The 26,139-nt window shown below is 51.6% G+C and carries 23 protein-coding genes and 1 rRNA gene; 15 read left to right on the forward strand and 9 right to left on the reverse strand.

Going from position 1 to position 26,139, the window contains the following annotated elements; all coding sequences use genetic code 11:
- Positions 1–10: 10 nt before the first annotated feature.
- Positions 11–1,552 (reverse strand): 16S ribosomal RNA (locus OGX94_RS16950).
- A gap of 481 nt (positions 1,553–2,033) precedes the next feature.
- Between OGX94_RS16950 and OGX94_RS16955 the strand changes: the two genes are divergently transcribed.
- Together OGX94_RS16955 and mdtD are read left to right on the forward strand one after the other, a co-directional pair.
- Positions 2,034–2,738 carry a FadR/GntR family transcriptional regulator gene (locus tag OGX94_RS16955; protein WP_003023753.1) on the forward strand — a complete coding sequence of 235 codons (705 nt, stop codon included), beginning with the start codon at positions 2,034–2,036 and terminating at the stop codon, positions 2,736–2,738.
- A gap of 1 nt (position 2,739) precedes the next feature.
- Positions 2,740–4,167: a multidrug transporter subunit MdtD gene (mdtD, locus tag OGX94_RS16960; RefSeq protein WP_257662153.1), complete on the forward strand. Its 1,428-nt coding sequence runs from the start codon at positions 2,740–2,742 to the stop codon at positions 4,165–4,167.
- Here mdtD and rbsR read toward each other — a convergent pair.
- From rbsR to kup, 7 genes are all read right to left on the reverse strand, one after another.
- Complete coding sequence (gene rbsR, locus OGX94_RS16965; RefSeq protein ID WP_257662154.1) at positions 4,115–5,125, reverse strand: ribose operon transcriptional repressor RbsR; 1,011 nt, start codon at positions 5,123–5,125, stop codon at positions 4,115–4,117. The two genes, mdtD and rbsR, sit on opposite strands and share 53 nt — an antisense overlap.
- 3 nt (positions 5,126–5,128) lie before the next feature.
- Positions 5,129–6,058, reverse strand: a complete 930-nt coding sequence (gene rbsK, locus OGX94_RS16970; RefSeq protein WP_003826997.1) for a ribokinase — start codon at positions 6,056–6,058, stop codon at positions 5,129–5,131.
- 141 nt (positions 6,059–6,199) lie between these two features.
- Entirely contained in the window at positions 6,200–7,090 is an 891-nt protein-coding gene (rbsB, locus tag OGX94_RS16975; RefSeq protein WP_003023760.1) for a ribose ABC transporter substrate-binding protein RbsB, read from the reverse strand.
- 24 nt (positions 7,091–7,114) lie between these two features.
- Positions 7,115–8,080: a ribose ABC transporter permease gene (gene rbsC / locus OGX94_RS16980; protein WP_003826999.1), complete on the reverse strand. Its 966-nt coding sequence runs from the start codon at positions 8,078–8,080 to the stop codon at positions 7,115–7,117.
- Between the two features lie 5 nt (positions 8,081–8,085).
- Entirely contained in the window at positions 8,086–9,591 is a 1,506-nt protein-coding gene (rbsA, locus tag OGX94_RS16985) for a ribose ABC transporter ATP-binding protein RbsA (protein WP_003023764.1), read from the reverse strand.
- Between the two features lie 7 nt (positions 9,592–9,598).
- Positions 9,599–10,018 (reverse strand): D-ribose pyranase, encoded by a 420-nt coding sequence (rbsD, locus tag OGX94_RS16990; RefSeq protein WP_003827001.1) that lies wholly within the window; start codon positions 10,016–10,018, stop codon positions 9,599–9,601.
- Positions 10,019–10,210: 192 nt separating this feature from the next.
- Positions 10,211–12,079: a low affinity potassium transporter Kup gene (gene kup, locus OGX94_RS16995; protein WP_003827003.1), complete on the reverse strand. Its 1,869-nt coding sequence runs from the start codon at positions 12,077–12,079 to the stop codon at positions 10,211–10,213.
- Positions 12,080–12,408: 329 nt separating this feature from the next.
- Here kup and ravA point away from each other — a divergent pair, with 329 nt between their 5' ends.
- Entirely contained in the window at positions 12,409–13,905 is a 1,497-nt protein-coding gene (gene ravA / locus OGX94_RS17000) for an ATPase RavA (RefSeq protein ID WP_257662155.1), read from the forward strand.
- Positions 13,899–15,350 carry an ATPase RavA stimulator ViaA gene (viaA, locus tag OGX94_RS17005; protein ID WP_286569625.1) on the forward strand — a complete coding sequence of 484 codons (1,452 nt, stop codon included), beginning with the start codon at positions 13,899–13,901 and terminating at the stop codon, positions 15,348–15,350. The genes ravA and viaA overlap by 7 nt, the downstream gene beginning before the upstream one ends.
- Before the next feature lie 3 nt (positions 15,351–15,353).
- Here the strand turns inward: viaA and asnA are convergent, their stop codons facing one another.
- Positions 15,354–16,346: an aspartate--ammonia ligase gene (asnA, locus tag OGX94_RS17010; protein ID WP_257662157.1), complete on the reverse strand. Its 993-nt coding sequence runs from the start codon at positions 16,344–16,346 to the stop codon at positions 15,354–15,356.
- A 151-nt stretch (positions 16,347–16,497) separates the two neighbouring features.
- Here asnA and asnC point away from each other — a divergent pair, with 151 nt between their 5' ends.
- From asnC to atpG, 11 genes are all read left to right on the forward strand, one after another.
- Positions 16,498–16,956: a transcriptional regulator AsnC gene (asnC, locus tag OGX94_RS17015; protein WP_003023780.1), complete on the forward strand. Its 459-nt coding sequence runs from the start codon at positions 16,498–16,500 to the stop codon at positions 16,954–16,956.
- An 88-nt stretch (positions 16,957–17,044) separates the two neighbouring features.
- Complete coding sequence (gene mioC, locus OGX94_RS17020) at positions 17,045–17,494, forward strand: FMN-binding protein MioC (protein ID WP_003827013.1); 450 nt, start codon at positions 17,045–17,047, stop codon at positions 17,492–17,494.
- 372 nt (positions 17,495–17,866) lie between these two features.
- Entirely contained in the window at positions 17,867–19,756 is a 1,890-nt protein-coding gene (mnmG, locus tag OGX94_RS17025; protein ID WP_257662158.1) for a tRNA uridine-5-carboxymethylaminomethyl(34) synthesis enzyme MnmG, read from the forward strand.
- Between the two features lie 102 nt (positions 19,757–19,858).
- Positions 19,859–20,482 (forward strand): 16S rRNA (guanine(527)-N(7))-methyltransferase RsmG, encoded by a 624-nt coding sequence (gene rsmG / locus OGX94_RS17030; protein ID WP_003827017.1) that lies wholly within the window; start codon positions 19,859–19,861, stop codon positions 20,480–20,482.
- Positions 20,483–21,096: 614 nt separating this feature from the next.
- On the forward strand, positions 21,097–21,477 hold the full coding sequence (gene atpI / locus OGX94_RS17035; protein ID WP_003827019.1) for a F0F1 ATP synthase subunit I: 381 nt from the start codon (positions 21,097–21,099) through the stop codon (positions 21,475–21,477).
- 7 nt (positions 21,478–21,484) lie between these two features.
- The gene (gene atpB / locus OGX94_RS17040; protein WP_003023792.1) at positions 21,485–22,300 is read left to right on the forward strand and encodes a F0F1 ATP synthase subunit A; all 816 of its coding nucleotides are present in this window, start codon (positions 21,485–21,487) and stop codon (positions 22,298–22,300) included.
- Positions 22,301–22,346: 46 nt separating this feature from the next.
- A complete protein-coding gene (gene atpE, locus OGX94_RS17045) occupies positions 22,347–22,586 on the forward strand; it encodes a F0F1 ATP synthase subunit C (RefSeq protein WP_003023794.1) in 240 nt (79 codons plus the stop codon).
- Between the two features lie 59 nt (positions 22,587–22,645).
- Positions 22,646–23,116, forward strand: coding sequence for a F0F1 ATP synthase subunit B (gene atpF, locus OGX94_RS17050; protein WP_003827022.1), 471 nt, complete (start codon positions 22,646–22,648; stop codon positions 23,114–23,116).
- A gap of 14 nt (positions 23,117–23,130) precedes the next feature.
- A complete protein-coding gene (gene atpH / locus OGX94_RS17055; protein WP_003827024.1) occupies positions 23,131–23,664 on the forward strand; it encodes a F0F1 ATP synthase subunit delta in 534 nt (177 codons plus the stop codon).
- A gap of 12 nt (positions 23,665–23,676) precedes the next feature.
- Positions 23,677–25,218: a F0F1 ATP synthase subunit alpha gene (gene atpA, locus OGX94_RS17060; RefSeq protein ID WP_003827026.1), complete on the forward strand. Its 1,542-nt coding sequence runs from the start codon at positions 23,677–23,679 to the stop codon at positions 25,216–25,218.
- Positions 25,219–25,268: 50 nt separating this feature from the next.
- Positions 25,269–26,132 carry a F0F1 ATP synthase subunit gamma gene (gene atpG, locus OGX94_RS17065; protein ID WP_003023804.1) on the forward strand — a complete coding sequence of 288 codons (864 nt, stop codon included), beginning with the start codon at positions 25,269–25,271 and terminating at the stop codon, positions 26,130–26,132.
- Positions 26,133–26,139: the final 7 nt, after the last annotated feature.

The following is a 26,139-nucleotide window of genomic DNA, read 5'->3' on the forward strand; positions in this document are numbered from 1 at the left end:
TTCTTTAAGGTAAGGAGGTGATCCAACCGCAGGTTCCCCTACGGTTACCTTGTTACGACTTCACCCCAGTCATGAATCACAAAGTGGTAAGCGCCCTCCCGAAGGTTAAGCTACCTACTTCTTTTGCAACCCACTCCCATGGTGTGACGGGCGGTGTGTACAAGGCCCGGGAACGTATTCACCGTGGCATTCTGATCCACGATTACTAGCGATTCCGACTTCATGGAGTCGAGTTGCAGACTCCAATCCGGACTACGACATACTTTATGAGGTCCGCTTGCTCTCGCGAGGTCGCTTCTCTTTGTATATGCCATTGTAGCACGTGTGTAGCCCTACTCGTAAGGGCCATGATGACTTGACGTCATCCCCACCTTCCTCCAGTTTATCACTGGCAGTCTCCTTTGAGTTCCCGGCCTAACCGCTGGCAACAAAGGATAAGGGTTGCGCTCGTTGCGGGACTTAACCCAACATTTCACAACACGAGCTGACGACAGCCATGCAGCACCTGTCTCAGAGTTCCCGAAGGCACCAAAGCATCTCTGCTAAGTTCTCTGGATGTCAAGAGTAGGTAAGGTTCTTCGCGTTGCATCGAATTAAACCACATGCTCCACCGCTTGTGCGGGCCCCCGTCAATTCATTTGAGTTTTAACCTTGCGGCCGTACTCCCCAGGCGGTCGACTTAACGCGTTAGCTCCGGAAGCCACGCCTCAAGGGCACAACCTCCAAGTCGACATCGTTTACGGCGTGGACTACCAGGGTATCTAATCCTGTTTGCTCCCCACGCTTTCGCACCTGAGCGTCAGTCTTTGTCCAGGGGGCCGCCTTCGCCACCGGTATTCCTCCAGATCTCTACGCATTTCACCGCTACACCTGGAATTCTACCCCCCTCTACAAGACTCTAGCCTGCCAGTTTCGGATGCAGTTCCCAGGTTGAGCCCGGGGATTTCACATCCGACTTGACAGACCGCCTGCGTGCGCTTTACGCCCAGTAATTCCGATTAACGCTTGCACCCTCCGTATTACCGCGGCTGCTGGCACGGAGTTAGCCGGTGCTTCTTCTGCGAGTAACGTCAATTGCTGCGGTTATTAACCACAACACCTTCCTCCTCGCTGAAAGTACTTTACAACCCGAAGGCCTTCTTCATACACGCGGCATGGCTGCATCAGGCTTGCGCCCATTGTGCAATATTCCCCACTGCTGCCTCCCGTAGGAGTCTGGACCGTGTCTCAGTTCCAGTGTGGCTGGTCATCCTCTCAGACCAGCTAGGGATCGTCGCCTAGGTGAGCCGTTACCCCACCTACTAGCTAATCCCATCTGGGCACATCCGATGGCAAGAGGCCCGAAGGTCCCCCTCTTTGGTCTTGCGACGTTATGCGGTATTAGCTACCGTTTCCAGTAGTTATCCCCCTCCATCGGGCAGTTTCCCAGACATTACTCACCCGTCCGCCACTCGTCACCCAAGGAGCAAGCTCCTCTGTGCTACCGTTCGACTTGCATGTGTTAGGCCTGCCGCCAGCGTTCAATCTGAGCCATGATCAAACTCTTCAATTTAAAAGTTTGATGCTCAATGAATTAAACTTCGTAATGAATTACGTGTTCACTCGTTGAGACTTGGTATTCATTTTTCGTCTTGCGACGTTAAGAATCCGTATCTTCGAGTGCCCACACAGATTGTCTGATAAATTGTTAAAGAGCAGTGCCGCTTCGCTTTTTCTCAGCGGCGCGGGGTGTGCATATTACGCCATCCCGCTACGAAGTCAAGCATTTAATTTCGCTTTCTTCGCCGGAGTTCTCAGTGGAACCCCGCTGACCCGGCGGCTTGTAATCCGTTGTTCCGTGTCAGTGGAGGCGCATTATAGGGAGTTATTTCAGGCTGACAAGGGGAAATTTAAAATAACTTTCCGAGTGCGTGTTTTTTCACCAAAACAACCATTAACATGCCATAAAATAAGCAAATTGCCGTTTTTGCAGCCGCAATCACACTTCCAGGTGGCATACTAATGAATAAGAAAAAGAGTAAGGAAGAACATTCATGCCGTTAAATGCCCAACAGCTAGCCGCACAGAAAAACTTGTCCTACGTTCTGGCCGAAAAGCTGGCTCAGCGAATATTAAAAGGTGAATACGCGCCGGGTGCGATATTGCCTGGCGAAATAGAGCTGGGCGATCAGTTTGGCGTGAGTCGCACCGCGGTAAGAGAAGCAGTAAAAACATTAACGGCAAAAGGTATGGTATTACCGCGCCCACGTATTGGTACACGCGTCATGCCGCAAGCAAACTGGAACTTCCTTGACCAGGAGCTGCTCACCTGGTGGATGACAGAAGATAATTTCCCGCAGGTCATTAAACATTTTCTGGTGATGCGTATCAGCCTGGAGCCTCAGGCGTGCTTACTGGCAGCGACCATAGGTACGGCTGAACAGAAAGCGCACCTCAACACGCTGATGGAAGAGATGGTCGAGCTGAAAAGAAACTTCAGACGCGAACGCTGGATTGAGGTTGATATCGCCTGGCATGAGCACATCTATGAAATGAGTGCGAATCCGTTCCTTATTTCCTTTGCATCTCTGTTCCATTCGGTTTACCAGACCTACTTTACCTCTATTACCTATAACGATGTGGTGAAACTGGATTTGCACCAGGCCATTGTCGACGCAATAGATGATAACGATGGCGATCGTGCCTTTGCTGCCTGTCAGGCATTGCTGATAGCACCGAACGTGCTACCGGATAAATAATATGTCAGAAAAGAAATCACGCAGTATGGCCGGGCTACCGTGGATAGCAGCCATGGCCTTTTTTATGCAGGCACTAGACGCCACGATCCTCAATACCGCCCTACCCGCAATAGCACATAGTCTTAACCGCTCTCCACTCGCCATGCAGTCGGCCATTATCAGCTATACCCTGACTGTCGCGATGCTGATCCCGGTAAGTGGTTGGCTGGCAGACCGATTTGGTACCCGACGCGTCTTTATGATTGCCGTTAGCCTGTTTACATTGGGATCGCTGGCCTGTGCGCTGTCCAGCTCCCTAAGCGAACTGGTGATTTTCCGTGTCATTCAGGGAATCGGTGGCGCCATGATGATGCCCGTTGCCCGTCTGGCGTTATTGCGTGCTTACCCCCGCAGCGAACTGCTTCCCGTGCTTAACTTCGTCACCATGCCAGGACTTGTGGGGCCAATTTTAGGTCCGGTATTGGGCGGTGTACTGGTTACATGGGCCAGTTGGCACTGGATCTTCCTGATTAATATTCCAATTGGCATTGCCGGTATCTTCTATGCCCGCAAATATATGCCGAACTTCACCACGCCACGCCGCGGTTTTGATATGACCGGTTTCTTTCTGTTTGGTTTGAGCCTGGTGTTGTTTTCCAGCGGCGTTGAATTGTTCGGTGAGAAGCTTGTCGAGACCTGGGTCGCACTCGGTATTATTCTTGCCAGTGTGTTGTTACTACTCGCCTATATTCGCCATGCGCGTCGCCACCCAACGCCGCTGATATCGCTTCCGATATTTAAGACTCGGACCTTTTCTGTTGGGATCGCCGGAAACCTCGCCACTCGCCTGGGCACAGGCTGCGTGCCCTTCTTAATGCCGCTGATGTTGCAGGTAGGATTTGGATATCCGGCTCTGATAGCCGGCTGCATGATGGCGCCAACAGCGTTAGGTTCAATTCTGGCAAAATCCATGGTGACGCAGGTTCTGCGCAAACTCGGCTACAGGACCACATTGGTGGGTGTTACGGTATTTATCGGCCTGATGATTGCGCAGTTCGCTTTGCAATCTCCTGCCATGCCGGTCTGGATGCTAATCCTGCCGTTGTTCATTTTAGGTATGGCGATGTCCACCCAGTTTACTTCAATGAATACCATCACTCTGGCGGATCTGACCGATGAAAACGCCAGCAGCGGCAACAGCGTATTGGCCGTTACTCAGCAGTTATCAATCAGTTTAGGGGTTGCCATCAGCGCCGCCGTTCTGCGTATCTATGAAGGTATGGAAGGAACCAATACGGTCGAGCAGTTCCACTACACCTTTATGACGATGGGCGCTATCACGGTAATATCCGCGCTGATGTTCATGCTGCTAAAAGCCAAAGATGGACGTAACCTGATCAAAGATCGGCACAAACATAAACCGACCCCCGCTCCATCAGAACAGGAGTAAGCTGCAAACGCTGTTGCTGTAATGCGGGCTGCGCCATCCGGTGAATTAATACATCGATGGCCAGTTCGCCCAATTCATCTTTTGGTTGGTGGATGGTCGTCAGGGGCGGCGTCATATAACGCGCCAGCTCGATATCATCGTAACCCACCACAGCCATATCCTGCGGAATGCGCAATCCTGACTGGTACAGAGCCTGATACGCGCCAACTGCCATTGCATCATTGCCTGTAAAAACGGCCTGCGGTCGCTGTTTATGCGACAGCAACGTTTGCATAGCTTCAAAGCCGCCGCCGAACTCAAAGTCACCGGTAATCTCGTAGCCTTCCGGAACAGGCAACCCCGCCCGCTTCATTGCTGCCCGATATCCTTCCAGACGCAAACGCGCCGGGGTTTTATCCAGCGGCCCGGTGATGCAGGCAATGCGCGTAAAACCTTTTTCGATAAGATGTTGCGTGGCTAAATCCCCGCCCAGCAAGGAATTATCCTGAATCAGATCGCTTTCACCATCAAAAGGCGACCAGTCCATCATCACGGTCGGTATAGAAGGATAACGCTGCATTATCTCTCTGGAAGGCTGATGTGTTTCGGTGCAGAGCAGCAACAAGCCGTCCACACGTTTTTGCATCAGAGTTTCCAGATTACGGTTCATGCGCTGTTCATCGCCTTCGGTATTGCACAGCACCAGACTGTAGCCGCGCTCGAAACAGCTACGTTCAACGCCGCGCACTAGTTCAGAATAGAAGGGATTGGTACTGGCAGTGATTAACATGCCAATCGTGCGGGTCTGGTTTAACTTGAGGCTACGCGCCAGCGCTGAGGGCGCGTAGTTCAGCGCTTTAATTGCAGCTTCTACTTTGTCAGTGACGGACTCACTGACAAAGCGATCTTTATTAATGACGTGAGAAACCGTCGACGTGGAAACACCCGCCTGGCGGGCGACGTCCTTCATTGTAGCCAAGCGTTACCTCTGTTGACTTAAAAACGCTTCTATTTCTTCGCGCCACGGAACGGAAGGCTGTGCGCCTTTACGGGTAACCGCTATCGCCGCAGCGGCATGCGCAAAACGGATCGCTTCAGGCAGCGGAGTCTCTTCCAGCAACGCTGTAATTAACGCGCCATTAAAGGTGTCTCCAGCGGCAATAGTATCAACGGCTTCCACTTTAAAACCGGGCACACGCTGACCTTCGCCATTAACGCTGGCCCACACACCGCGACTACCTAAAGTAATCAGTACAGTATGGATACCTTTAGCGTGCAATGCCTGCGCCGCTTTGGCCGCGTCTTCATCATTTTCGACCCGGATCCCCGTCAGCTTTTCAGCCTCGGTTTCATTCGGGGTAATAATATCCACCAGCGCCAGCAGTTCATCAGAAAGTTCACGTGCCGGTGCAGGGTTCAGGGCGACCATGGTCTTATTTTGATGTGCAATCTTTGCTGCAGTCAGTACGCTTTCGATCGGGGATTCTAACTGCATAAGTAAGGCGGACGCCTGAGCAATACGCTCATGCTGCGCTTCCACCAGCGCTGGCGAAAGAGCTGCGTTCGCTCCGGCATGAATGCCGATAACGTTCTCACCTTCACCATTCACAAAAATCAACGCCACACCGGTCGATTCCCCCGAAATTACGCTAATCGGCGCGATATCGATGTTATCTTTGGCTAACTGTTTACGCACACTTTCGCCAATATCATCATCGCCCGTACAGGCAATGAATGCGATATTCGCGCCACTACGACCCGCAGCAACAGCCTGATTCGCGCCTTTACCGCCAAATGCGACCTGATAATGGCTACCAGTTACGGTTTCACCAGGTGTCGGGAAAGAGTTAAGGTTAAGGATGTGATCGGCATTGATACTGCCAAGAACAACGAGGTTGCCTGCGGTTTTCATATTTGGTGTTCCAAGTCAAAGTGCGCCACCGGGTTAGGGTGGCGCGTGCCCTGCTTTTCTTTTTACGCTTTCATCCCCAAAATCAGATACGGGGATGGCGTATTTATGTCTCCATCAGGCCGCGAGCGACCTGAATCGGTATTACTGCTTGATGACCAGCTTCAGGTCAACCGGATATTTAGCCTGAACCTTCTCGCCTTTCAGGACTTTATCCGCAGTCTCAACGCCTTTCGCGCCGATCTGATCCGGCAACTGAGCAATAGTCGCAGCCAGTTTGCCATCATTTACTGCTTTTTCGCCATCTGGAGTGCCGTCAAATCCAACCACCATCACATCAGATTTACCCGCGGTTTGCAGTGCGCGCAGCGCACCCAGCGCCATTTCATCGTTCTGGGCAAATACGGCCTGCACATCAGGATGCGCGGTCAGCAGGTTCTGCATGACGTTCAGACCTTTGGTGCGGTCGAAGTCTGCCGGCTGGCTGGCCAGTACGTTAAATTTGTGTGCCGCAACGGCCTGCTGGAAACCTTCACCACGCTCACGCGCCGCTGAAGTTCCGGCAATCCCCTGCAGTTCGATAACTTTCGCGCCTTCACCGGCCTTCTTCGCGATGTAATCACCCGCAATTTTGCCACCCAACACGTTATCAGACGCAATGTGGCTTACCACTTCGCCTTTGGAGGCAACACGGTCAAGGGTAATAACCGGAATTTTTGCCTGGTTAGCCATCTTCACAGCATTACCAACGGCATCAGAGTCAGTCGGGTTGATCAGCAGAATTTTAGTTCCACGAACCGTTAAGTCCTGAACGTTAGCCAGCTCTTTCGCCGGGTTATTCTGCGAGTCCAGAATCACCAGGTTGTAACCCAGCTTATCCGCCTCTTTTTGCGCCCCATCCTTCAGAGAAACAAAGAACGGGTTGTTGAGGGTGGAGACCACCAGCGCAATGGTATCTTTCGCCATCGCATTCGCGCTCACGGTGGCGCTCAGCGCAACAGCAGAAACCAGGGTAGCCAGTTTTTTCATGTTCATATTTAAGATGTCCTGTAATCGTTGTTACTGCTTTTTGTTGTCTACCAGTACCGCCAGCAAAATCACCACCGCTTTGACGATCATCTGGTAATAGGAGGATACACCTAACAAATTCAAACCATTATTGAGGAAACCAAGAATCAATGCGCCGATCAGCGTCCCAACAATACGTCCTTTACCACCCGCCAGGCTGGTACCGCCTAACACCACCGCTGCGATCGCATCGAGCTCATAGCCAGTACCTGCTGTTGGTTGCGCAGAGGAGAGGCGCGCGACTTCAATGATGCCCGCCAGCGATGCCAGCAGACCGCACAGTGAGTAAACGATAATTTTGATTTTACTGACGCTGATACCAGACAAACGCGTTGCCGCTTCGTTACCGCCCAGCGCGTAGATATAACGGCCCAGACGAGTGTGGTGCAGCATGTACCACGCCGCGAGGAAGACAATCCCCATGATCCACACTGGCGTAGGGATGCCTAACGGACGACCAATACCAAACCAGCCAAACAGATCGGCATTGTCAGTAAATCCGGTATTAACCGGACTGCCGTTGGTGTACACCATGGTCACGCCGCGCAGCAGCAGCATCATCACCAGCGTTGCAATAAACGCCTGCACCCGGCCTTTCGCAACAATCACCCCGGTGACTGCACCAATGGCAGCGCCGAGCGCCAGGGCTGCAGCAACAGCCACCAGCGCATTGACCTCAATCCCTACAATTGAAGCCGCAACCGCGCCGGTAAGCGCCAGCAAGGAACCGACGGACAGATCGATACCTGACGTCAGGATAACCAGCGTCATGCCAACGGCCATGATGGCGTTCACCGACGTTTGCTGGAGAATGTTGAACAGGTTATTAACGGTAAAAAAGTTAGGGCTCATGGTGGAAACAATCGCGATCAGCACTAACAGAGCGATGAGCGACTTTTGCTCCAGAAGCCATGCTTTAGTGAAATAACGGCGACCAGAAACAGCCTGGGTAGTCATCTTTTTTACTCCTGATTCACGCGATTAAGCTTGCCCACAGCGGCAGCCATTAATACTTCCTGAGTGGCCTGCTCGCGAGTGAACTCACCGCCGAGATGCCCTTCATGCATAACGATAATTCGATCGCTCATGCCCAATACTTCTGGCATCTCAGAGGAGACCAGAATGATGCTCAGCCCGTCAGCCTTAAACTGGTTGATAAGCTGATAGATTTCTTTCTTGGCTCCAACGTCAACGCCGCGCGTTGGTTCATCAAGGATCAGCACTTTTGGCCGGGTCATCAGACCGCGCGCAATCGCCACTTTCTGCTGGTTACCACCGGACAGCAGGCCGATAGCCTGTTCCATTGATGGTGTTTTAACATTGAACAGACGAATAAAATCACCCACCGCCTGCTGCTCATCTTTATGTTTAAGGCTTCCACCGGCGCGGCTGAAATAACGCAGCGCGGTCAGTGACATGTTCTCTTTCACCGACATGCCCAGCACTAAACCATCGCGTTTACGGTCTTCAGAAATATAGACGATGCCGTTAGCCAACCCATCCTGCGGCGAACGGGTAACCACTTCATGGCCATCAAGCGTGACGTAACCGCTGGTGCGCGGCAATGCGCCGTACAACACTTTCATCAGTTCGGTTCGTCCGGCCCCCATCAGCCCGGATACGCCAAGGATCTCGCCTTTACGCAGCGTGAACGAAACATCGTTTACGCCAGGGCCACACAGGTTATCGACCTTCAGGCGAATATCACCCGGCGCTTTTTCCAGGCGCGGGTACTGATCTTCCAGTTTACGTCCCACCATCATTTCAATCAGCGAGTCTTCAGTCAGCGAGGCGACTTCACGCTCGGCAATAAACTGCCCGTCGCGGAAGACGGTTACGTCGTCGCAAATCTCGAAGATCTCTTTCATACGGTGAGAAATATAGACAATGCCGCGTCCCTGGGATTTCAGTTCGCGGATGACGCGGAACAGGGATTCGGTTTCGGTATCGGTGAGGGCATCCGTCGGTTCATCCATAATGATGACTTTCGATTCAAAGCTCAGCACTTTGGCAATTTCGACCATCTGCTGATCGCCAATCGATAGCTCACCAACCAGTCTGTCGCTTTTAAAGCGCAGATTCAGTTTGGCGAGCAGCAGATCGGCTTCGGCGTACATCTTCTTCCAGTCAATTTTGCCAAAGCGATTCACAAACTCACGGCCAAGAAAAATGTTCTCGGCGATAGTGAGTTGCGGGATCAGGTTCAGCTCCTGGTGGATGATACCGATACCAGCTTCCTGAGAGGATTTAGGGCCGTTAAAGGTGGTCTCTTTCCCCAGCCATAATAAAGAGCCGGCATCACGGGTATAGATCCCGGTCAACACTTTCATCATGGTGGATTTGCCCGCGCCGTTTTCGCCCACCAGCGCCATTACGCGGCCAGGGTAGACATTCAATGCGGCGCCGGATAGCGCTTTTACGCCCGGGAACGCTTTATCGATCCCTTTAAGTTGCAGTAATGCGTTCATGATGGCCTCAGAACGTGACGCCAGCACAGAGAATGATATTCGCATACGGAGAACATTCTCCGCTGCGAATTACCGCCTGACTGTCTGCGGTTTGTTTTTTGAATTGTTCATGCGTGGTGTAACGAATTTCTATGGTGTTTCCCTGGTGTTGTTGCAGTTGCTCAATGTGGCTGAGCAACGTTTCGTGGAGTTGCGGATTATGTTGTTTAATTTCCGACGCGAGAATGGCCGCCTCGACCTGCATTTCACGTGTGACCACATCCAGTACCTGCATAAAAGAAGGTACGCCCTGGGTTAATGCCATATCAATACGCGTTGTGCTGTTTGGGATGGGTAAACCTGCATCACACACCACCAGCGTATCGGTATGCCCCAGACGGGAGATCACCGTTGAAATTTCAGAGTTGAGTACCGTGCCTTTCTTCATTTTCTTTCCCCACTAGCGAAACGTTTCGCTAGAGATAAGTGTATTGCGAAGAGTGGACAGAAAACCACCGCGACGTTACGAAAATGTGATCGCCATCGAAACGTTTCGCAAGGATTATCATTCGATGAAATGAAAACTGAGAGGGGCAAAACAAAACGCCCCCTTTCGCGATGAAAGAGGGCGTCGACGAGATTAAATCTCTACCTGAGTACCAAGCTCAATAACCCGGTTCGGTGGGATTTCAAACTGGTCCGGCGCGCGCAGCGCGTTGCGCTGTAGCAGCAGATACAGCTTGCCGCGCAGACGCAGGTACCATGGCCGCTTGCCAACAATCAACGACTCATGCGACATGAAGAAGGACGTTTCCATCATCCGACAGCTTAAGCCTTCCAGACCGCAGCGATGGAACACTTCCTCCACGTTCGGCGTTTCGCGCCAACCGTAGCTGGCCACCACGCGCCAGAAGGTGGGCGATAACTGCTCAATCTGCACTCTACGCACGTTGTGAACATAGGGCGCATCTTCCGTGCGCAGCGTCAGCAGAATAACGCGCTCATGCAGCACCTTGTTATGCTTGAGGTTATGCAGAAGTGCAAACGGGATGACGTTCAGTGCGCGGGACATATACACCGCCGTTCCCGGCACGCGTACCGGTGGCGATTTCTCCAGAGAAGCAATCATCGCCTCCAGAGAGTTACCGTGCTCATGCATGCGACGCAGCAGACGGAAGCGTTCGCTTTTCCAGGTGGTCATGATGGTGAACATCACCAGACCCAGCGTCAGAGGCAGCCAACCGCCGGAAATAAGCTTATCGAGGTTCGCGGAGAACAGCGGAACATCGACGCACAAGAACGCCACCAGGATCAGGAAGACGAAGTATTTATTCCAGTGCCAGTTTTTGCGCGCCACGGTGGTCGACAGAATTGAAGTCAGTACCATCGTCCCCGTTACCGCAATCCCATACGCCGCAGCAAGGTTACTGGAGTGTTCAAAGCTCACTATCACGATAACTACCGCAAAATAGAGCATCCAGTTAACGAAAGGAATGTAAATCTGGCCCGATTCCATTTCCGAGGTATGGATGATACGCATCGGCGATAAATACCCCAGACGTACGGCCTGACGCGTCAGCGAGAAGACACCGGAGATAACCGCCTGAGAGGCGATGACCGTTGCCAGCGCGGCGAGGATCAACAATGGAATTAATGCCCAGTCCGGCGCCAGCAGGAAAAACGGGTTTTTGATCGCTTCAGGATGCTTTAACAGCAACGCGCCCTGCCCAAAATAGTTCAGCACCAGTGAAGGCAATACCACGGAGAACCATGCCAGACGAATCGGCAATTTACCGAAGTGGCCCATATCCGCATACAGCGCTTCAACACCGGTAATCGACAGCACCACCGCACCCAGCGCGATAAAGGACAGCGTTTTGAATTCGAGGAAGAAATGCACCGCCCAATACGGATTGAGCGCCTGCAGCACTTCCGGATTGCCAATAATACTGCGCACACCTAATACCGCGAGCGTCAGGAACCATAGCAGCATAATCGGCGCAAACAGCTTACCGACCATGCCGGTACCGTGTTTTTGAATCAAAAACAGCAGGGTCAGCACAATTATTGAGAGCGGAACAATCCAGGTATCCAGTTGCGGGGCAACTATCTCCAGACCTTCAATTGCAGACATCACCGAAATGGCTGGCGTAATCACCACTTCACCATAGAAGAAGCTGCCGCCTATCAATCCCATAATGACCAGCATGGAGGTTGTTCGCGCCGAGGTATTGCGCCCGGCCAATGACATCAGCGTCAGGATCCCGCCTTCTCCGGCGTTATCTGCGCGCATGACAAACGTCAGGTATTTAATGGAGACAACAAAGATCAGCAGCCAGAAAATCAGCGAGAGAAAACCAAATACGGCATCACGTTCAACGCCAAAACCAAACTGGCCGGACAAACATTCACGAAGCGTATAAAGTGGGCTGGTACCAATATCACCGTAGACAACCCCAATGGCCGCAAGGGTAATCGCAGACAATGATTGTTTATTATCAGTGCTCATAGACTCGTCTTTCGTTTATACACATCATCTTTCAAGCCACTCCGTATGGGCTGCATTCGTTATTCCCCCCATCCCAGAAGAAAACTCCATTGCCGCCTTGGTGCAGCTTGATTGATTTGGTGTATATATAAGAAATGTGTGCGTCGTCCCTTGGCCCACAAAAAGGCGCACAGTATGCACGATTAATCACAAAATCGTACCCCTAAATGAGACCAGATTAATCTGGCTCAAAGAAAAATAAGCGCACCTTCAGTCTATTACTGCAATGGTGTGAAGCATCTATACTCGCAGTTTATGCAGTACATTTGGCGAAAGGACGCCACTTCATTATGGCTCACCCACATTTATTAGCGGAAAGAATTTCCCGTCTGAGCAATGCGCTGGAAAAGGGACTTTATGAACGTAGCCACGCCATTCGTCTGTGTCTGCTGGCAGCACTCAGCGGCGAGAGCGTTTTCTTATTAGGCCCCCCGGGGATCGCAAAAAGCTTAATTGCCCGCCGACTGAAGTTTGCCTTCCAAAACGCACGCGCTTTTGAATACCTGATGACGCGCTTCTCTACGCCCGAAGAGGTGTTTGGTCCGCTGTCCATTCAGGCGTTAAAAGACGAAGGTCGCTATGAACGCTTAACGGCGGGCTATCTTCCTGAAGCTGAAATCGTTTTTCTCGATGAAATCTGGAAAGCAGGCCCGGCAATTCTTAACACCCTGTTGACCGCCATTAACGAACGTCATTTCCGTAACGGCGCGTATGAAGAAAAAATTCCGATGCGTCTGCTGGTGGCTGCTTCCAACGAACTGCCTGAAGCCGACAGCAGCCTGGAAGCGCTGTACGACCGTATGCTGATTCGTCTGTGGCTGGATAAAGTTCAGGACAAGGCCAATTTCCGCTCCATGCTGTTAAGTCAGCAGGATGAAAGCGACAATCCGGTCCCGGCATCATTGCAGGTGACGGATGAAGAGTATCATCAGTGGCAAAAAAACATTGGTGCGATCAAGCTTCCCGATCGCGTGTTTGAGCTCATTTTCACGCTGCGCCAGCAGTTGGACGTGTTACCGAATGCACCTTATGTGTCCGATCGTCGCTGGAAAAAAGCGATCCGCTTACTCCAGGCCAGTGCTTTCTTTAGCGGACGCGATGCGGTAGTACCTATCGACCTGATCCTGCTGAAAGATTGCCTGTGGTACGACGCGCAAAGCCTTAATCTGATGCAACAGCAGCTTGAAATATTGATGACCGGACACGCCTGGCAGCAGCAAGCCATGCTGACGCGCCTGGGCAGCATTGTGCAGCGCCGCATTCAGCTCCAGCAGCAGCAAAGTGACAAAACGGCGTTCACGGTGATCCGCCAGGGCGGAATTTTCAGCCGTCGTCCTCATTATGATTTACCGCCAGAAGCCTCGTCTTCTGTCGTGACATTACTGCTGCAAAAGCCTTTAAAACTGCATGATATGGAGGTTATCCATATAGCTTTCGAACGTGGCGCGCTGGAACTGTGGCTAACAAAAGGCGGTGAGATCCGCGGAAAACTAAACGGGATCGGCTTTGCCCAAACGCTGAATATGGAAGTCGATAGCGCACAGCATCTGGTTGTACGCGATGTCAGTTTACAAGGTTCTCGCCTGGCGCTGCCGGGTGCTTCGCAAGAGAGTATGCCCGCAGAGATAAAACAGGAGTTTGAAGCGCTCGATAATGAGTGGCATCAGCAGCACAGCGCATTCAGCGAACAGCAAAAATGCCTGTTTATTCATAGCGACTGGTTAGGCCGCATTGAGGCCAGCCTGCAGGATGTCGGGGCGCAAATCCGCCAGGCGCAACAATGCTGACCCTTGATACGCTCAACATCATGCTGGCAGTCAGCGAAGAGGCAATGATCGAAGAGATGATCGTCGCCCTGCTGGCTTCCCCAAAGATGGTGGTATTTTTTAAAAAATTTCCTCGCCTTAAAAAAGCGATCACTGACGACATTCCCCGCTGGCGTGAATCATTGCGTAGCCGCCTCAAAGATACCCACGTACCGCCGGAGCTGATGGAGGAGGTTATGTGCTATCAACAAAGCCAGCTCCTCTCTCATGCGCAGTTTATCGTTCAGCTACCGCAAATATTATCCCTATTGCACCGCCTCCATTCGCCGTGGGCCGGGCAAGCGCAGCAACTGGTCAATGACAACAGCACCTTTACGCCCGCACTACATACGCTTTTTCTCCAGCGCTGGCGCCTGAGCCTGGTGGTGCAAACCACAACGCTGAATCAGCAACTGCTGGAAGAAGAGCGCGAGCATTTGCTCAGTGAAGTACAAGAACGGATGACCCTCAGCGGGCAACTGGAACCTGTACTGGCAGAAAATGACAACGCAGCAGGCCGGTTGTGGGATATGAGCGCGGGCCAAATCAAGCGCGGTGATTATCAGTTGATGGTGAAATACGGCGAATTTCTGACGCAACAACCCGAACTCCAGCGCCTGGCCGAACAGTTAGGTCGTTCCAGAGAGGCGAAATCCGTGCCGCGTAAAGATGCGCCAATGGAAACCTTCCGTACGCTGGTGCGCGAACCTGCAACCGTCCCAGAGCAGGTGGATGGCATCCTGCAAAGTGACGATATCCTGCGCCTGCTACCGCCAGAGCTGGCCACGCTGGGCATTACCGAACTGGAATACGAGTTCTACCGACGGCTGGTGGAAAAGCAACTGCTCACCTACCGCCTGCACGGCGAAGCATGGCGTGAGAAAGTAACGGAACGTCCGGTGGTGCATCAGGATTTTGACGAGCAGCCGCGCGGGCCTTTTATCGTCTGCGTTGATACCTCGGGATCGATGGGCGGATTTAATGAGCAGTGTGCGAAAGCCTTTTGCCTGGCGCTAATGCGCGTTGCCCTTGCCGATAACCGGCGCTGTTTCATTATGCTGTTTTCAACAGAAGTGGTGCGCTATGAGCTTTCCGGTCCGGAGGGCATCGAGCAGGCGATCCGCTTTTTAAGTCAGCGCTTTCGTGGCGGCACTGATATTGCCAGCTGTTTTCGCGCCATTATTGAACGCATGCAGGGTCGGGAATGGTTTGATGCCGATGCGGTGGTTATCTCAGATTTTATCGCTCAGCGATTGCCCGATGAAGTAGTCAGCAAAGTGGGAGAATTACAGCGGGTGCACCAGCACCGTTTTCATGCGGTAGCGATGTCAGCACATGGCAAACCCGGCATCATGCGCATTTTCGATCATATCTGGCGCTTTGATACCGGAATGCGAAGCCGCCTGCTCAGACGCTGGCGGCGTTAATTGTTACAGCAGAGAAGCGACGCTTTCACGAACCTGGGCCGGCCATACGCCACACTGAACCTGACCAATGTGCGGTAATTGCAGCAACAGCATGGTCAGACGCGACTGCCCAATGCCGCCACCAATTGTCTGCGGCATTTCACCGCGCAGCAGCGCCTGGTGCCACTCCAGACTCAGGCGATCTTCATCACCGGTCAGAGACAGCTGGTGTTTCAGGGCGTCAGCATCCACACGGATCCCCATAGAAGACAGCTCAAACGCATCTTCCAGAACCGGGTTCCAGACCAGAATATCACCGTTCAGACCGGCATGACCCAGCTCGGACGCTGAACTCCAGTCATCATAATCCGGCGCACGTACGTCATGACGGTGACCGTCACTGAGCTTGCCGCCGATCCCCACCAGGAATACCGCACCCAGCTCTTTAGCGATCGCACGTTCACGACCTTTTGCATCAAGATCCGGATAACGAGATAACAGCTCCTGGCTATGAACAAAGTGGATCTGTTCTGGCAGGAACGGTGCCAGACCAAACTCTTTGCTAACCGCAGCTTCGGTGGCCTTAATTCCCTCCCAGATAGCCTCTACCGTGCTTTTCAGAGTGGAGAATTGACGCTCACCGTCGCCCATCACGCGCTCCCAGTCCCACTGGTCAACGTACACTGAGTGCAGCGGGGAGAGGCGATCTTCATCGGGACGCAGGGCTTTCATGTGCGTGTACAGCCCCTCGCCTGCGCTAAAGTCGTGTTGTCCTAACGTTTGACGCTTCCACTTCGCCAGTGAATGAACCACTTCGAATTGAGCGTCTGGCAATGCTTTAACCTTCACCTGCACCGCTTTTTCACAGCCTGACAAGTTATCCTGCGTGCCATCTCCAACGCGGCTGAGGATCGGCGCCTGAACTTCGATCAGGCCTAAACGCTCTTCCAGCTGGCGAGAAAAATGAGATTTTACGAAGCTAATTTGACGTTGTTTGGCAATGTAAGCGGTTTTCATTATGTGTACTCCTGTGTCCTGTTGCCTATGATTAAGCAACAGAATGGAGGTAATATTCAATAATCAACAAACAAAAAGCCGACTTCGATTTTGATTCGTTAAAAATTACGTCTAAAATAGAGGGAATCATTAATCTACATAAGAAAAACCTATGGAAAATTATCAGATCGACAATCTGGACCGCGGCATTCTTGACGCCTTAATGGAAAATGCTCGTACCGCCTACGCAGAATTAGCCAAACAGTTCGGCGTCAGCCCAGGAACAATTCACGTTCGCGTAGAAAAGATGAAGCAGGCGGGGATTATTACCGGCGCGCGGATTGATGTCAGTCCCAAACAATTGGGTTATGACGTCGGCTGCTTTATCGGCATCATCCTGAAAAGTGCGAAAGACTATCCGTCAGCGCTGGCCAGACTGGAAAGCCTCGATGAAGTGACCGAAGCGTATTACACCACCGGGCACTACAGCATCTTTATTAAGGTGATGTGCAAGTCGATCGACGCATTGCAGCAGGTACTTATCAACAAGATCCAAACAATTGACGAAATTCAGTCCACTGAAACCCTGATCGTCCTGCAAAACCCGATCATGCGTACCATCAAGCCATGATCGGTTTTTTTAATCCCCTATTTTTCCACAGGTAGATCCCAGCTCGCTCACAGCGTACAATACGCCCTCTTTATAAAGGTGGGCGATCATGGCAGACATCACTCTTATCAGCGGTAGTACGCTTGGCAGTGCGGAATATGTAGCAGAGCATCTGGCTGAAAAGCTGGACGACGCCGGTTTTTCCAGCGAAATACTGCATGGGCCAATGCTTGAAGAGGTTCCGACTGACGGGATCTGGCTGATTATCAGCTCCACGCACGGTGCGGGAGATATTCCTGACAACCTACAGCCTTTATATGATGCGTTACGCGAGCAAAAGCCGGACCTGTCACAAGTGCGCTTTGGTGCAATCGGGATAGGCAGTCGTGAATATGACACCTTTTGCGGCGCAATCGACAAGCTGGAAGCCGAATTGAAGGCCTGTGGGGCAAAACAGATCGGCGAAACACTCAGGATCAACGTACTGGAACATGAAATTCCGGAAGATCCGGCTGAAATTTGGCTGGGATCGTGGCATCCGTTGCTCAGAGATTTGTAAAGATCGTACTTTTTTATGTGGATAACTCTGGTTAAAAGCTTGGATCAACCGGTAGTTATCCCAAGAACAACCGTTGTTCAGTTTTTGAGTTGTGTATAACCCTTCATTCTGATCCCAGCTTATACGGACCAGGATCACCGATCATTCACAGCTAATGATCCTCAGCAACCTGTTGATCTTACTTAAAGGATCGTCCTTATCCACAGAAAGGTGCGATCCTAATAAGAGATCACAATAAAACAGATCTCTAAATAAAAAGATCTTCTTTTTAATACCCAGGATCCCAGGTCTTTCTCCATCGACTAAAGTTGAGTAGAATCCACGGCCCGGGCTTCAATCCATTTTCACACCGCGTTATGCGAGGCAATTACCATGTTTTATCAGGATCCTTTTGACGTCATCATCATTGGCGGGGGTCATGCAGGCACCGAGGCCGCAATGGCCGCGGCGCGAATGGGTCAACAGACTCTGCTTTTGACACACAATATCGACACTCTGGGGCAGATGAGCTGCAACCCGGCGATCGGCGGTATTGGGAAGGGACACCTGGTAAAAGAAGTGGATGCGCTTGGTGGGTTGATGGCAAAAGCGATCGACCACGCGGGTATCCAGTTTAGGATACTAAACGCAAGCAAAGGGCCAGCCGTTCGCGCTACCCGAGCTCAGGCCGATCGTGTGCTCTATCGCCAGGCGGTACGCACTGCGCTGGAGAATCAACCCAACCTGATGATCTTCCAGCAGGCGGTTGAAGATCTGATTGTCGAAAACGATCGCGTTGTGGGTGCAGTAACCCAAATGGGACTGAAGTTCCGTGCCAAAGCGGTCGTATTAACCGTGGGGACTTTCCTCGACGGCAAAATTCATATTGGTCTGGATAACTACAGCGGTGGCCGCGCTGGCGATCCGCCGTCCATCCCGCTGTCACGCCGTCTGCGTGAACTGCCGCTGCGCGTCAGCCGCCTGAAAACCGGTACACCGCCGCGTATCGATGCGCGCACGATTGATTTCAGCGTGCTCGGCCAGCAAAACAGCGATAACCCGATGCCGGTCTTCTCATTCCAGGGCGATGCTTCTCAACATCCGCGCCAGATGCCGTGTTACATCACGCATACCAATGAGAAAACCCATGACGTGATCCGCAATAACCTCGATCGTAGCCCAATGTACGCTGGCGTGATCGAAGGTATCGGCCCACGCTACTGCCCGTCGATCGAAGATAAAGTGATGCGCTTTGCCGATCGTAACCAGCATCAGATCTTCCTCGAACCGGAAGGGCTGACCTCTAACGAAATTTACCCGAATGGCATCTCCACCAGCCTGCCGTTCGATGTGCAGATGCAAATTGTCCGCTCCATGCAGGGGATGGAAAATGCCAGAATCGTCCGCCCTGGCTACGCGATTGAGTATGATTTCTTCGATCCGCGTGATCTAAAACCTACTCTGGAAAGCAAATTCATCCAGGGTCTGTTCTTTGCGGGCCAGATTAACGGTACAACTGGTTATGAAGAAGCCGCCGCACAAGGCATGCTGGCTGGTCTGAACGCCGCGCGTTTGTCTGCTGAAAAAGAGGGGTGGGCACCGCGTCGCGATCAGGCTTATCTTGGCGTGCTGGTGGACGACCTGTGTACGCTGGGTACCAAAGAACCGTACCGTATGTTCACATCTCGCGCTGAATACCGTTTGATGCTGCGTGAAGATAACGCCGACCTGCGTCTGACCGAAATTGGTCGTGAACTGGGTCTGGTGGACGATGAGCGCTGGGCTCGCTTCAACGAGAAACTGGAGCGTATCGAACAGGAACGCCAACGTCTTAAATCAACCTGGGTGAATCCGTTAGCGGAATCCGCAGCAGAAGTGAATGCTCACCTGGCTACACCTCTGTCACGTGAAGCGAGCGGTGAAGATCTGCTGCGTCGCCCGGATATGACCTATGCTCAGTTGACCTCTTTATCTGCGTTCGCACCCGCGCTTGATGATGCTCAGGCCGCAGAACAGGTTGAGATTCAGGTGAAATACGAAGGGTATATTGCCCGTCAGCTGGAAGAAATTGAAAGACAACAGCGCAATGAAAACACCCTGTTGCCTGCAACGCTGGATTATCGCCAGGTTTCTGGCTTGTCGAATGAAGTTATCGCTAAGCTGAACGATCACAAACCCGTCTCGATCGGTCAGGCATCGCGTATTTCCGGCATAACGCCTGCCGCCATCTCCATTCTGCTGGTATGGCTGAAAAAACAAGGTATGCTGCGCCGCAGCGCTTGATAACACTATTTTGGCGGGGGCGCTTCGCTTGCCCGCCGTACGAATTTGTAGGCCCGATAAGCGAAAGCGCATCGGGCATTTGATTATTAACAGGTAACGACCGTGCTCAACAAACTCTCTCGTCTGCTGGCTGATGCCGGTATTTCTCTTACCGATCACCAGAAAAATCAGCTGATTGCGTATGTCGATATGCTGCACAAATGGAACAAAGCGTACAACCTGACGTCGGTGCGGGATCCCAACGAAATGCTGGTACGCCATATTCTGGACAGCATTGTCGTTGCACCGTATCTGAAGGGTGAGCGTTTTATCGATGTAGGTACGGGACCGGGCCTGCCGGGAATTCCGCTTTCTATCGTGCGCCCAGAAGCGCATTTCACACTGCTCGATAGTCTGGGAAAACGTGTTCGTTTCTTGCGTCAGGTGCAGCATGAGCTTGCGCTTACTAACATCACTCCAGTGCAAAGCCGTGTTGAAGAATTTCCTTCAGAACCGCCGTTTGATGGGGTGATTAGCCGTGCTTTCGCTTCACTCAATGATATGGTTAGCTGGTGTCACCATTTGCCGGGCCAGAATGGGCGTTTTTATGCGCTAAAAGGGCAGTTGCCTGCAGATGAAATTGATTCGCTGCCAGCAGAATTCAGCGTTGAGTCCGTCGAAAAATTACGCGTTCCGCAGTTGGATGGTGAACGTCATTTGGTGGTTATTAAGCCAAACAAAATTTAATTTTTATCAAAAAAAATAGAGAAAAAACGGCTTTTCAGGTGTTAAAAGTCATAGGTAATAGTGTGGTTAAATGTCGTTACATTTCACTAGTGCCTTACGGTTTTGCATCATAACTATAACGTACCGTTTTTTGTTAAAAGCGAAACAAGTCAGCTGTGAAAATATCAGTCTGCTAAAAATAGAACGTAAGAATCACCGTTCGTGTTAATTTTTTATTATAAATGTCAATGAGCGGTTTTTTTGTTGTTAGGCGTTGTTTTTGAAATAGTGGCTATTTTTACGCTTAAATATCAAAAAGATGAAAAGGCATCAATTGCCACGTAAATAAATTATGCGAAGGTGAATATGTTCAATATGTGATCTGGTGCACGCTTTGACGCCAGTGTTTTCGCGGTATTTGCAGTTTTGCATGATCGTTCACAGTTTGCCTAAAAGTAATAAATGTGGGGCAGCGAAAAATATTTAAACATTTATTCACTTTTTAGCTACTTATTGTTTGAAATCACGAAGGCGCACCGTATAATTTGTCCGCTTTTTGATGCTTGACTCTAAGCCATAAAGAACGTTTTATACGACACGCGGCATACCTCGAAGGGAGCAGGAGTAAAAACGTGATGTCTATGTCGCTCTTGAGTCGAAACGTTGCTCGTAAGCTTTTGCTCACACAGCTTCTGGTTGTAATAGCAAGTGGATTGCTGTTTAGCCTCAAAGACCCTTTCTGGGGCATCTCCGCGTTGTGTGGAGGATTGGCAGTGTTACTGCCTAATGTGTTGTTTATGATATTTGCCTGGCGTCACCAGGTACATACACCAGCGAAGGGCCGAGTAGCCTGGTCGTTCGCTTTCGGCGAAGCCTTCAAGGTATTAGCGATGCTGGTGTTGTTGGTGGTGGCGTTGGCTGTTTTGAAAGCGGTATTCATGCCGCTGATCGTTACGTGGGTTTTGGTGCTGGTGGTTCAGATACTGGCGCCGGCTGTAATTAACAACAAAGGGTAAAGGCATCATGGCTTCAGAAAATATGACGCCGCAGGATTACATAGGACACCATCTGAATAACCTTCAGTTGGACCTACGTACATTCTCGCTGGTGGATCCGCACAACCCCCCAGCCACCTTCTGGACGCTCAATATTGACTCCATTTTCTTCTCGGTGGTTCTGGGTCTGTTGTTCCTGCTTATGTTCCGTAGCGTAGCCAAAAAGGCGACCAGCGGCGTACCAGGTAAATTTCAGACCGCGATTGAGCTGGTAATCGGCTTTGTGCATGGTAGCGTGAAAGACATGTACCATGGCAAAAGCAAGCTGATTGCTCCGCTGGCCCTGACGATTTTCGTCTGGGTATTCCTGATGAACTTGATGGATTTGCTGCCTATCGACCTGCTGCCGTACATCGGTGAGCATATCTTTGGCCTACCGGCTCTGCGTGTGGTTCCGTCTGCTGACGTGAACATCACTCTGTCGATGGCGCTGGGCGTATTTATCCTCATTCTGTTCTACAGCATCAAAATGAAAGGCATCGGTGGCTTCGCGAAAGAGTTGACGCTGCAGCCGTTCAATCACTGGGCGTTCATCCCTGTCAACTTAATCCTTGAAGGGGTAAGCCTGCTGTCCAAACCAATCTCTCTTGGTCTGCGACTGTTCGGCAACATGTATGCCGGTGAGCTGATTTTCATTCTGATTGCTGGTCTGTTGCCGTGGTGGTCACAGTGGATCCTGAATGTGCCTTGGGCCATTTTCCACATACTGATTATCACGCTGCAAGCCTTCATATTTATGGTTCTGACGATTGTCTATCTGTCGATGGCATCTGAAGAGCATTAATTTACCAACACTACTACGTTTTAACTGAAACAAACTGGAGACTGTCATGGAAAACCTGAATATGGATCTGCTGTACATTGCTGCCGCTGTGATGATGGGTCTGGCGGCAATCGGTGCTGCGATCGGTATCGGCATCCTCGGGGGTAAATTCCTGGAAGGCGCAGCGCGTCAACCGGATCTGATTCCTCTGCTGCGTACTCAGTTCTTTATCGTTATGGGTCTGGTGGATGCAATCCCAATGATCGCTGTAGGTCTGGGTCTGTACGTGATGTTTGCTGTCGCGTAGTAAGCGTTGCTTGAATTAAGAGCAATATCAGAACGTTAACTAGATAGAGGCATTGTGCTGTGAATCTTAACGCAACAATCCTCGGCCAGGCCATCGCGTTTGTCCTGTTCGTTCTGTTCTGCATGAAGTACGTATGGCCGCCTTTAATGGCTGCCATCGAAAAACGTCAAAAAGAAATTGCTGACGGCCTTGCTTCTGCAGAACGAGCACATAAGGATCTTGACCTTGCAAAGGCCAGCGCGACCGACCAGCTGAAAAAAGCGAAGGCGGAAGCTCAGGTAATCATCGAGCAGGCGAACAAACGCCGTGCTCAGATCCTGGACGAAGCTAAAACTGAAGCAGAGCAGGAACGTACTAAAATCGTGGCACAGGCGCAGGCGGAAATTGACGCCGAGCGTAAACGTGCTCGCGAAGAGCTGCGTAAGCAAGTTGCTATCCTGGCTGTTGCTGGCGCCGAGAAGATCATCGAACGTTCCGTGGATGAAGCTGCTAATAGCGACATCGTGGACAAACTTGTCGCTGAACTGTAAGGAGGGAGGGGCTGATGTCTGAATTTATTACGGTAGCTCGCCCCTACGCCAAAGCAGCTTTTGACTTTGCCGTTGAGCACCAAAGCATTGACCGTTGGCAGGATATGTTGACGTTCGCCGCTGAGGTGACAAAAAACGAACAAATGGCAGAGCTTCTCTCTGGCGCGCTGGCGCCGGAAACGCTCGCTGAGTCGTTTATCGCCGTGTGCGGTGAGCAGCTGGACGAAAGCGGCCAAAACCTGATTAGGGTTATGGCTGAAAATAACCGTCTGAATGCGCTCCCGGATGTTCTTGAGCAGTTTATTCACCTGCGTGCAGCCAGTGAGGCTATCTCTGAGGTAGAAGTCACTTCTGCCAATGCACTGAGTGATGAACAGCTTACGAAGATTAGTGCTGCGATGGAAAAACGTCTGTCACGCAAAGTTAAGCTGAATTGCAAAATCGATAAGTCTGTAATGGCAGGCGTAATCATCCGAGCGGGTGATATGGTCATTGATGGCAGCGTACGCGGCCGTCTTGAGCGCCTTGCAGACGTCTTGCAGTCTTAAGGGGACTGGAGCATGCAACTGAATTCCACCGAAATCAGCGAACTGATCAAGCAGCGCATTGCTCAGTTCAGTGTTGTGAGCGAAGCTCATAACGAAGGTACTATTGTTTCTGTAAGTGACGGTGTTATCCGCATTCACGGCCTGGCCGATTGTATGCAGGGTGAGATGATTTCCCTGCCGGGTAACCGTTACGCTATCGCACTGAACCTGGAGCGCGACTCCGTAGGTGCAGTTGTGATGGGTCCATACGCCGACCTCGCCGAAGGCATGAAGGTTAAGTGTACGGGTCGTATTCTGGAAGTTCCGGTTGGCCGTGGCCTGCTGGGTCGTGTGGTGAACACTCTGGGTTCCCCGATTGACGGTAAAGGTCCGGTTGATAACGATGGCTTCTCGCCAATCGAAGTTATCGCACCAGGCGTAATCGAACGTCAGTCCGTCGACCAGCCAGTACAGACCGGTTATAAATCTGTTGATGCCATGATCCCAATCGGTCGTGGCCAGCGTGAGCTGATCATCGGTGACCGTCAGACAGGTAAAACTGCGATGGCAATCGATGCCATCATCAACCAGCGTGATTCCGGCATCAAATGTGTGTACGTGGCTATCGGCCAGAAAGCGTCCACCATTTCCAACGTGGTTCGTAAACTGGAAGAACACGGCGCACTGTCCAACACCATCGTTGTTGTGGCGACCGCGTCTGAATCTGCTGCACTGCAATACCTGGCACCATATGCCGGTTGCGCAATGGGCGAATACTTCCGTGACCGCGGTGAAGATGCACTGATCGTTTACGATGACCTGTCTAAACAGGCCGTTGCGTACCGTCAGGTTTCCCTGCTGCTGCGTCGTCCGCCAGGACGTGAAGCATTCCCGGGCGACGTATTTTACCTCCACTCCCGTCTGCTGGAACGCGCATCCCGCGTAAACGCGGAATACGTTGAGAAGTTCACCAATGGTGAAGTTAAAGGTAAAACCGGCTCCCTGACCGCTCTGCCGATTATCGAAACCCAGGCGGGTGACGTTTCTGCGTTCGTTCCGACCAACGTAATTTCCATTACCGATGGTCAGATCTTCCTGGAAACCAACCTGTTTAACTCCGGTATTCGTCCGGCAGTTAACCCGGGTATCTCCGTATCTCGTGTTGGTGGTGCAGCGCAGACCAAGATCATCAAGAAACTGTCCGGTGGTATTCGTACCGCTCTGGCACAGTATCGTGAACTGGCTGCGTTTTCTCAGTTCGCTTCCGACCTGGATGAAGCTACTCGTAAGCAGCTGAGCCATGGTCAGAAAGTAACTGAACTGCTGAAGCAGAAACAGTATGCGCCAATGTCTGTTGCACAGCAGGGTGTGGTGCTGTTTGCGGCTGAACGCGGTTACCTCGAAGATGTGGAACTGGCGAAAATCGGTAGCTTCGAAGCCGCTCTGCTGGCTTACGTTGACCGTGACCACGCTCCGCTGATGCAAGAGATCAACCAGTCCGGTGGCTATAACGATGAAATCGAAGGCAAGCTGAAAGCTATCCTCGATTCCTTCAAGGCAACCCAGTCCTGGTAACGTCTGGCGGTCTGCTTTAGGGCGGACCGCAAGGCATTGAGGAGAAGCTCATGGCCGGCGCAAAAGAGATACGTAGTAAGATCGCAAGCGTCCAGAACACGCAGAAGATCACTAAAGCGATGGAGATGGTCGCCGCTTCCAAAATGCGTAAATCGCAGGATCGCATGGCGGCCAGCCGTCCTTATGCAGAGACCATGCGCAAAGTGATTGGTCACCTTGCGAATGGTAATCTGGAATATAAGCACCCTTACCTGGAAGAACGCGACGTTAAACGCGTGGGCTACCTGGTGGTGTCGACCGACCGTGGTCTGTGCGGTGGCTTGAACATTAACCTGTTCAAAAAGCTGCTGGCGGATATGAAAACATGGTCCGATAAAGGCGTTCAGTGCGATATCGCAATGATCGGCTCTAAGGGCGTGTCTTTCTTTAACTCCGTTGGTGGTAACGTGATCGCTCAGGTAACCGGTATGGGGGATAACCCTTCCCTGTCCGAACTGATCGGTCCGGTTAAAGTGATGCTGCAAGCCTACGATGAAGGTCGTCTGGACAGACTGTACGTTGTCAGCAACAAATTTATTAACACCATGTCTCAGACGCCAACCATCACCCAACTGCTGCCTCTGCCGGCATCAGATGATGATGAATTGAAGCGTAAATCCTGGGATTACCTGTATGAACCAGACCCGAAAGCGCTGCTGGATACCCTGCTGCGTCGTTATGTCGAGTCTCAGGTTTATCAGGGCGTGGTAGAAAACCTGGCCAGCGAGCAGGCCGCACGTATGGTGGCGATGAAAGCCGCGACCGACAATGGCGGCAGCCTGATTAAAGAGCTGCAGTTGGTATACAACAAAGCTCGTCAGGCCAGCATTACTCAGGAACTCACCGAAATCGTCGGTGGTGCATCCGCGGTATAACCAGGTT

The organism is Citrobacter sp. Cpo037 (assembly GCF_030332945.1).
Taxonomy (GTDB): domain Bacteria; phylum Pseudomonadota; class Gammaproteobacteria; order Enterobacterales; family Enterobacteriaceae; genus Citrobacter; species Citrobacter portucalensis.

Bases quoted from the DNA above. Each gene is read 5' to 3' on its own strand.
- atpB (WP_003023792.1), top strand. From the start codon at position 21,485: ATGGCTTCAGAAAATATGACGCCGCAGGATTACATAGGACACCATCTG.
- mdtD (WP_257662153.1), top strand. From the start codon at position 2,740: ATGTCAGAAAAGAAATCACGCAGTATGGCCGGGCTACCGTGGATAGCA.
- asnA (WP_257662157.1), bottom strand. From the start codon at position 16,346: ATGAAAACCGCTTACATTGCCAAACAACGTCAAATTAGCTTCGTAAAA.
- mioC (WP_003827013.1), top strand. From the start codon at position 17,045: ATGGCAGACATCACTCTTATCAGCGGTAGTACGCTTGGCAGTGCGGAA.
- viaA (WP_286569625.1), top strand. From the start codon at position 13,899: ATGCTGACCCTTGATACGCTCAACATCATGCTGGCAGTCAGCGAAGAG.
- asnC (WP_003023780.1), top strand. From the start codon at position 16,498: ATGGAAAATTATCAGATCGACAATCTGGACCGCGGCATTCTTGACGCC.
- atpH (WP_003827024.1), top strand. From the start codon at position 23,131: ATGTCTGAATTTATTACGGTAGCTCGCCCCTACGCCAAAGCAGCTTTT.
- ravA (WP_257662155.1), top strand. From the start codon at position 12,409: ATGGCTCACCCACATTTATTAGCGGAAAGAATTTCCCGTCTGAGCAAT.
- mnmG (WP_257662158.1), top strand. From the start codon at position 17,867: ATGTTTTATCAGGATCCTTTTGACGTCATCATCATTGGCGGGGGTCAT.
- rbsD (WP_003827001.1), bottom strand. From the start codon at position 10,018: ATGAAGAAAGGCACGGTACTCAACTCTGAAATTTCAACGGTGATCTCC.
- atpI (WP_003827019.1), top strand. From the start codon at position 21,097: ATGTCTATGTCGCTCTTGAGTCGAAACGTTGCTCGTAAGCTTTTGCTC.
- atpE (WP_003023794.1), top strand. From the start codon at position 22,347: ATGGAAAACCTGAATATGGATCTGCTGTACATTGCTGCCGCTGTGATG.
- rbsC (WP_003826999.1), bottom strand. From the start codon at position 8,080: ATGACTACCCAGGCTGTTTCTGGTCGCCGTTATTTCACTAAAGCATGG.
- rbsB (WP_003023760.1), bottom strand. From the start codon at position 7,090: ATGAACATGAAAAAACTGGCTACCCTGGTTTCTGCTGTTGCGCTGAGC.
- rbsK (WP_003826997.1), bottom strand. From the start codon at position 6,058: ATGAAAACCGCAGGCAACCTCGTTGTTCTTGGCAGTATCAATGCCGAT.
- rbsA (WP_003023764.1), bottom strand. From the start codon at position 9,591: ATGAACGCATTACTGCAACTTAAAGGGATCGATAAAGCGTTCCCGGGC.
- kup (WP_003827003.1), bottom strand. From the start codon at position 12,079: ATGAGCACTGATAATAAACAATCATTGTCTGCGATTACCCTTGCGGCC.
- atpG (WP_003023804.1), top strand. From the start codon at position 25,269: ATGGCCGGCGCAAAAGAGATACGTAGTAAGATCGCAAGCGTCCAGAAC.
- atpA (WP_003827026.1), top strand. From the start codon at position 23,677: ATGCAACTGAATTCCACCGAAATCAGCGAACTGATCAAGCAGCGCATT.
- OGX94_RS16955 (WP_003023753.1), top strand. From the start codon at position 2,034: ATGCCGTTAAATGCCCAACAGCTAGCCGCACAGAAAAACTTGTCCTAC.